This window comes from Halomonas colorata (genome assembly GCF_014897985.1).
GTDB lineage: Bacteria > Pseudomonadota > Gammaproteobacteria > Pseudomonadales > Halomonadaceae > Vreelandella > Vreelandella colorata.
The window spans coordinates 34,534-41,638 of sequence record NZ_JABUZA010000040.1; the positions used below are offsets into that span (position 1 = coordinate 34,534).

Here is a 7,105-nt window from a genome sequence, read left to right on the forward strand (position 1 = left end):
CATTATGTGGTTTATTCAACCCAAACAGGACTATTTTTCTCAGATGCCTTGGAAGCATGTGCATGAATCAGCAGTTATTAACTGGCAAATTCGAGCACGTAACTATAATGTTTTTTTAGCTAATGCTTTATTTTATGTGCTTACTATTGTATGTGCAGTGGCAGCATATTTATCTTCTTTTGTTGGGGTAAGTTTGCTATCTAATTTTCTAATTGGGGGAGGGATGTTTATTTTTTTAATGTTAATTAATATGAGTATGACGCATCAAACTGCAATCCTTGTCTATCGATTTACAGAAAAAAATGCTGAAGTGTGCTCCTGGAAGCCGAAAATGGATACCGTAAAACCATTTCTAAAGTGGTCAGCCATTATTCTAATGCCAATTGTGGGAGTGCTTATCCTTATGGAGCCTTCTTTACTGATTGCCAGTTTTGGCCCGTTAGCAATGGGCCTAGCAGCATGGATGATGGGTTCATCAAAAGGATATCAAGAAATGGCGCGAGGCAGCCGGTATGAAGAGATTAACTGGGCTAAGACAGAACAAATAAAGGTATGGCGGAAAAGAAGTATTATTTCGCTGACCTATCAATGGAAACCCTTTAAAAGGAACTCAAGCTATCGTCCGCGAACGCATCTGATTTACTGTCTACCAGAAGAATTGGAAGAGCGTATACAGTTTTTTAAAAGTCATCTACCTGATGCGGAATATGAAGAAGGGAAAGTAGATATACTATAATGTACTGTATTTCAAAATGTATTTGTTTGGTTTTGTGTGTATGGGAGAACTTAATAGTAAGGAGAGCTATGGGGTTGGTGCGCCTACCCGTTTTTGAACTCACTGCTCCTATAGACCAAGAAGAGTAAGGATACTGATATGTGGTTTATTCAGCCCAAGCAGGACTTCATTGCCGAAATGCCCTGGAGGTATACGAATGAAAATGCCGTAATGAGTTGGCAGATTAAAGCCCGTAATTATAACACTTCTGGCATGAATTTTATTTTAATTCCAATGGTGCTGGTTAGTCTTGGAACGGGTTTTTTTGGTTTCAATATTGGTTCTATTGGTAGTGAAGGACTTTTACTCCCGCTATTGGTAGGAGCAGTGTTTTTTTTGTTTACAATATCACTTTCCCTATTTATTACTCATAATACTACCATCTTTGTCTATCGTTTTACTGAAACGTTAGTGGAGGTGCATTCGTGGGAGCCGCGGGAGGTATCGGGCAAGGCATTCCTGAAGTGGTCCGCCATTATTTTGCTACCTGTAGTAGGTGTGCTGGCATTGTTTGAGCCAGCCTTGATAGTAGCGGGTATTGGCCCCTTGGGAATGGGGCTAATGGCCTTAAAAGCGGGATCTCAACAGACAAAGCAGGATAGTAGTAAGCATCATTCATTTTATTGGCAAGACACTGACAAAATCTATCTTTATCCTGGTAGAAATATTATAGGTTTGAACACCCCTTGGTACCACCCTGAAAAAAAAACAATTATTCCTAATGGAATGAATGCAATTTATTGTAAAGAGGGCGAACGTCAAGAAGTGTTTAGATTCTTTAAAGAAAGATTGCCAGATGTTGAGGTGGTAGAAGAGAAGTTTCATCTGTGGTGATGCTGATTTGGTTGCTGATGCAACACGAACCTACCCTATCGGCGTATCGTTTTTGAAAACTACTTTATGGAGTCGCTGCAGCATTTTGGACAATGTGTTAGCAGCAGGGCCAGCATTGGCACTCTTATGGTTTTACCGTCCCAAGTGACGCAGGCAATGAGCTACCGATAAACGAGGCTCAACGATACCTGGTCCATGGCCGCGTTGAATGGGGTATCAATCAGCGTCAGATCGGCTGAAATATGGGTGTTCACAACAGCACAGTTAGACGTAAGCTTCGCTGCCATTCGACCGGGTAGAGATCCCAAGTAGCCGCAGGCGTGCAGTGATCACTGCCGTGGCCGACTGGCTGTGGTAGGAGTGTATCCTTGAACCGATTCAGTGACCCGAAACGCTGCTCTCACCAGGCGAAGACCGCTTACGTTTTACCTTTTACAAGCCTGACGCTGCCGCAGGCAAAAAAGAGATCGAACCCAATGGTGAGGAAACTCGGGGTATCCGCGCGCCTGCCCGCTTTGCAACCTACGCATGCCATTATCGAGGCACATTACGGTAACACCTTCATGCCAGACTGGTTTGACGAATTGACCGAGGGCGTCCGTAATCCGACCAGTTATCGTATTGCTGTACATATGCCCAATGTATCGCCAGCCATGCTTGAGTCTTTGGGCGGAGAGCCACCGCTACATCTTGCGCTAAAAGTGTGGAGATTGACTCCAGCAGGCCCGCGGGGACGCTGGTCATCGTCTCACTGGGAAGAGATTACTGAGACATGGACCAATAGTATGGTAACCACTACCGCCCTATCACAACATGCTGGTTTGCTAGTGAGGAGCGAAACATTCCCTGAAGAGCCTGGCAAGGTGCGTTATGTAGTGGGAGTGCGTTATTCGCGGCCCAATGAAGAGGGTGAGCGTCGCAGAGAGGAGCAGTACATTCTGATTAATCCGCGCCATGGGCGGGATACTGGTGGCAAACACCGCCATATGCCTGACGCTGAGCTCACACCTAACTCTACTAATGGCGATTGGCATGATATCGACGGCCGAACCATCGTAGCCCCAGCCACGCGCACGGACTGAGTATCCAATGGTAAAAAAGACACTTAACGAAGCGTTTCCAGAGCCAGCACCGGGCCAGCCCCACAGGGCTGGCGATACTGAGCGCATGGGCACTAACAAGGTAACGTATCTGGCACCGTTGCCACTACCTACTGGTATGGCACCAGTAGATTTTAGTCATGTCATCGGTGAGCTAAACGATACCTGGCTCGATTATGGGGCTGGACCACCTAATGTTCTTGGTTACCAGTTGGCATTATTAGGCCCTTTATTTATTATTTTTTTCTGCCTTGTATTAGTCCCATTAGTATTGATCTCTATTCTAGATTGGGAGTTCTATCGTCTTTTAATTAGTAGCGCTATTTTTGGGGGGGGAGGAATTTTCTTAATCTCATTATGGTCTATTCGAGGAGCATATCGGGAGCGTTTGAAAGAAGCCCCCATCCGCTTCCATCGCCAGCGCCGTGAAGTGTGCTTTATCATTAAGGAACGACGCGTGGGGAATGAGGTAGATGCGCCAGTCATCCTCCCTTGGGAGTCGCTGATGGCCTGGGCGGTCGAAGGGCACGGGGCGACTCAATACGGCACCACTCGGCAGTATGGTCTGGGAATCGGCTACGCACATCCCAAAACAGGTAAGTGGCTCAAGACAGAAGGTCGGACTGCTGGAATGGCACTATCTCTGGGAGAGTGGGAAGTGCTGCGCGCTTATATGGAGCATGAGTTGCACAGCCTTGATGAAGTGCAAGATCCCTTCGGCTTGCGTGCACCCGGCGACCCACCCCATCAGGGCGTGCACACCATCCGCAATGCTCGCCGTAAACTCCATCAAAGCTTGCGTGAACAGCCCTCGCTCTGGCGCTATCTCTATGCGATTGGTTGGTACTTTATTCATGCACTGACACTATGGACGCTACCGGGCTATCTGGGCGAGCGAGAGCATCGAATCATTCAGCAGAAGCGGCCACTGCGGAAGTTAGCCGAAGTAGAAGAGTGGTCGAAGTCTCTTCCCAAAGAGCAGTGGGCCAAGCCGAGTGAGGAACTGGTACGTCTATCTGAAGAGGTGTACCGGATTCGTGAGCGCGACCTTCAGCGGCCCATCGAAGAAGTATTTGCTGAGGCTTACCGGCGGCAGGGGTTAGAAACCTGATTTTATGGCCAAAAAATATAAGGACCTCACGGGGCTAGACCCAACTAAACCGCAGCAAGCAGGAGATGTAGAGCGTCTGCCAGCTGGGCAAATCGTATTTCTGGCGCCTCACCCTCTTCCCACGGGGGAGGCGGCACTAAACGAAGGAGCGGTCAGCGAACTAAACGACACTTGGCTGGACTATGGTGCAGGATGGCCTGGCGTATTTGGTAATCAACTAATTTTGGGGGGGGCGTTTAAAGGATTTCTTCTGATTGCTGTTGTGGCGCCGCTATTGCTTTCTCCGTTTATGTCACAAAGACAGTTCAATGCTCTCGCTGATGGATTTATTATAAATGGCCTTTATATAGCGGCTGTTGTGCTGTTTTTTGGCCTATGGGGAGTACTTTCAGTGTACTCGAAACGCAAAAAAGTTATCCCGACGCGTTTCCACCGTCAACGTCGCGAAGTGTGCTTTGTTCCGGAAAGTAAAAACGGTAATGGCTACGAAGCACCTGTGTTTGTACCTTGGGAATCACTCCGGGTATGGGTTTTCGAGACCCGTGGCGCTACCCAGTATGGCGTGCAACAGCAATACGGCATGGGGATCGGCTATGTGCTGCCGGGTACTGATAAATGGGTAAAAACCGAATTTATGACCCCTGCTTTGCCGTTGGCTCTGGCCGAGTGGGAAGCGCTTCGCGGTTATATGGAGTATGAAATCAACTCCTTGGATGAGGTCCAGAGCCCCCTTGCCATTCGAGAAGAAGGTGATCCGCCTTGGGAGGGGGCGCATACCATCCGTAATGCCCGCCGCCGTCTGCATCGACGCCGTCGCAACGGGGAGGTTGGCTGGTTCTACACGCTGGGTTGGTATCTCTATCACCTGCTCACCTTCTGGACGCTTCCGGGGTATCTGGCCGAGCTCGAGACGTGGCTACTTAGACGCTCTGGTAAAAAGACACTGCCTGCTGAGATGGTGGAGTGGTCGAAACCATTGCCCGAAGAACAGTGGGCCAAGCCAAGCGCCGAGTTGGTAAGGCTCTCTGAAGAAGCCAGGCGGATTCGTAACGCCGACCCACAGCGTCCCATCGAAGAGGTTTTCGCGGAGGCATATCGTCATCAAGGTATAGAGGCCTGACGACGGCTACCCAAGTATATATTTTTCATGTAAGGCACCCCTATGTCGGCCAAACAACACCCAACGCCGCGTCCGGATATTCTTCAGTCCCACCGGGCTGGAGATGTTGTGTCATTTCCAGGTGGCAAGATTATTTACCTGTCGCCTGCTCCCTTACCAACAGGGTCGGCGCCCTTAGATTTCAACCAGGCGATTGGGGAAGTAAACGATGCCTATTTGGATTTCGGAGGAAGCCTTCCTACGCCATTTACTTGGCAGTTTACGTTGGGCATACCCTTTATAAGCTCACTTTGGGTTGTTGTGCTTACTCCATTGGTGCTCGGTTGGCTGACTTCTAATGAAGATATCTCTTTGGCCAGTGAGTTCATGGCATTCTTCGACATTACTATTGGAATAGGGCTATGGGGGGGATAATCCTTGCATTAGCTTTGGTAATCAAAGCCCACTACCACTTCAAGTTCCGTGAGGCTGTCCCTACTCGTTTTCACCGCCAGCGCCGTGAGGTCGCCTTTGCGCCGGGTGACGGCAAGCCGCCCATCATCGTGCCCTGGGAAAACGTGGCGGCTTGGGTGACTCAAGCGCAGGGTATGACGCAATACGGTGTGCAGCGTCAGTATGGCTTGGGGATAGGCTTTATCGAGCCTGAAACCGGGCAGCAGCACTTTCTGGAATTATCACAGCCCGGTATGCCCTTGGCGTTGGGGCTTTGGGAAGCGGTGCGGGCTTATATGGAGTACGAGGTCAATACGCGCGAAGAGATTCAGGATCCTCATGGCTTGCATCGCCCCGGTGATCCGCCCTACGAGGGCGTGCACACCTTCCACAATGCCCGGCGCCGGTTGCACCGCCGCTACCGCGAGGGCGACATCGGGCTGTTCACGGTCACCATGTGGTACCTGTGGCACATTATCGACCTATGGACGATACCTTTTCATCTGGCGGAATGGGAAATCCGCACCATCCAGAAGGCAGGGCAGAAGACACTACCAGAGAGCCTTGATGAGTGGTCACAACCTCTGCCTGAAGAGCAGTGGGCCAAGCCCAGTGAAGAGCTGATGCGGCTATCAAAAGAAGTTAAACAGCGCCATGACCGGCAGCCGAATCGGCCTATTACCGCTATCTTTGCCGAGGTTTATGCAAACGAAACGTCGCTCATAACATGAGGCAATGGTAGCTAACACTACAGTCAGCGCGTTCCATAACGCTATATCGATACACCAGTATTGGAGAGTAAAGAAGTGAGCGAAAAAGTAGTAAGTGATCAACAGGAAAAAGTCTTAATCGAAAATATTGATTTTAAGTGCCCCTCATGTGCTTCTTGCTTCAGTGAAGAATCGCAATGGATCACTAATCTTTTAGAATCCAAAACGACCACTTGCCCAAACTGTGGAAGCGAGCTGCTGATTGGAGCAGAAGAAGAGGGCCTTCTGGCAGCTTTAATGAAGAAGAAAGAGCGATTCGGTAAAGCAATGTTCGTCTTTATGGTGCCCTACGCTATAGGAGGGCTTATCGTATCCCTTTATTTCGGCGGGCTCGGTTTTATGCTTTATATGCCGGTCGGACTGGTTATTTTCTCTCTGTTGAAAATGTTGTTTGATAACCAACCTGACCTGACGATTGGCTTGAATCAAGCCTCATAACAGACATGCCAACGATGCAATCAACAATGGGGATAACGTAACCTCAGTAATGAATGGCAGCATGGCTCCAGAAAAGGTATTGCTCCTAAAGTGATTAAATGTAAATCGAATGTTTAAAACCAGCCCCAACAAAGCGCTGCCCCCCATGCGTGCGGGTGAACGGGAAAGCCGCGCAGGGGGCGAGCAATACTGTTTAAGCCCCCTGCCACTGCCTACGGACAGCGAAGGCTTGGCCGATGTAGCGCATATCGATGTACACCACGATGGTGTCACAATGGATATTCGCCAGGGCGCTAGCCTGGATTTCTCATAGTACCTCAGCCAGTACCGCACTCAGGCTGTAACACCGCTAAACACCTACTGGCTCGACTTACATCGGCTACTTTTTAACCACTTTCCGTCCTTCAGACACACTTCCCCCTTTCCCCCATTGCGTCGGGCCGGGGGCGCCCGAGCAGTCAGTTCGGCACCAACCGCCTGACGAGATCGGATAGCGCCGTTTTATAGGGGTAGCTGTCACTCATG

General features: G+C 49.5%; 9 protein-coding genes. All 9 read left to right on the plus strand.

The window, feature by feature from the left end; translation table 11 throughout:
* Positions 1-4: 4 nt before the first annotated feature.
* Entirely contained in the window at positions 5-736 is a 732-nt protein-coding gene (locus INT33_RS16810; protein WP_193092478.1) for a hypothetical protein, read from the plus strand.
* 138 nt (positions 737-874) lie between these two features.
* Complete coding sequence (locus INT33_RS16815; protein ID WP_193092479.1) at positions 875-1,609, plus strand: hypothetical protein; 735 nt, start codon at positions 875-877, stop codon at positions 1,607-1,609.
* Between the two features lie 476 nt (positions 1,610-2,085).
* Positions 2,086-2,691, plus strand: coding sequence for a hypothetical protein (locus INT33_RS16820; protein ID WP_193092480.1), 606 nt, complete (start codon positions 2,086-2,088; stop codon positions 2,689-2,691).
* Positions 2,692-2,698: 7 nt separating this feature from the next.
* The gene (locus INT33_RS21215) at positions 2,699-3,820 is read left to right on the plus strand and encodes a hypothetical protein (RefSeq protein WP_226940245.1); all 1,122 of its coding nucleotides are present in this window, start codon (positions 2,699-2,701) and stop codon (positions 3,818-3,820) included.
* A gap of 4 nt (positions 3,821-3,824) precedes the next feature.
* The gene (locus INT33_RS21220) at positions 3,825-4,940 is read left to right on the plus strand and encodes a hypothetical protein (RefSeq protein WP_226940246.1); all 1,116 of its coding nucleotides are present in this window, start codon (positions 3,825-3,827) and stop codon (positions 4,938-4,940) included.
* A gap of 42 nt (positions 4,941-4,982) precedes the next feature.
* Entirely contained in the window at positions 4,983-5,354 is a 372-nt protein-coding gene (locus INT33_RS16835; protein WP_226940247.1) for a hypothetical protein, read from the plus strand.
* Positions 5,342-6,103: a hypothetical protein gene (locus tag INT33_RS21225; protein WP_226940248.1), complete on the plus strand. Its 762-nt coding sequence runs from the start codon at positions 5,342-5,344 to the stop codon at positions 6,101-6,103. The genes INT33_RS16835 and INT33_RS21225 overlap by 13 nt, the downstream gene beginning before the upstream one ends.
* 75 nt (positions 6,104-6,178) lie before the next feature.
* Positions 6,179-6,580, plus strand: a complete 402-nt coding sequence (locus INT33_RS16845) for a hypothetical protein (protein ID WP_192539082.1) — start codon at positions 6,179-6,181, stop codon at positions 6,578-6,580.
* 109 nt (positions 6,581-6,689) lie between these two features.
* Positions 6,690-6,893: a hypothetical protein gene (locus INT33_RS16850; RefSeq protein WP_226940249.1), complete on the plus strand. Its 204-nt coding sequence runs from the start codon at positions 6,690-6,692 to the stop codon at positions 6,891-6,893.
* The last annotated feature ends 212 nt before the right edge of the window (positions 6,894-7,105 follow it).

Bases quoted from the DNA above. Each gene is read 5' to 3' on its own strand.
- INT33_RS16810 (WP_193092478.1), top strand. From the start codon at position 5: ATGTGGTTTATTCAACCCAAACAGGACTATTTTTCTCAGATGCCTTGG.
- INT33_RS16815 (WP_193092479.1), top strand. From the start codon at position 875: ATGTGGTTTATTCAGCCCAAGCAGGACTTCATTGCCGAAATGCCCTGG.
- INT33_RS16820 (WP_193092480.1), top strand. From the start codon at position 2,086: ATGGTGAGGAAACTCGGGGTATCCGCGCGCCTGCCCGCTTTGCAACCT.
- INT33_RS21215 (WP_226940245.1), top strand. From the start codon at position 2,699: ATGGTAAAAAAGACACTTAACGAAGCGTTTCCAGAGCCAGCACCGGGC.
- INT33_RS21220 (WP_226940246.1), top strand. From the start codon at position 3,825: ATGGCCAAAAAATATAAGGACCTCACGGGGCTAGACCCAACTAAACCG.
- INT33_RS16835 (WP_226940247.1), top strand. From the start codon at position 4,983: ATGTCGGCCAAACAACACCCAACGCCGCGTCCGGATATTCTTCAGTCC.
- INT33_RS21225 (WP_226940248.1), top strand. From the start codon at position 5,342: ATGGGGGGGATAATCCTTGCATTAGCTTTGGTAATCAAAGCCCACTAC.
- INT33_RS16850 (WP_226940249.1), top strand. From the start codon at position 6,690: ATGTTTAAAACCAGCCCCAACAAAGCGCTGCCCCCCATGCGTGCGGGT.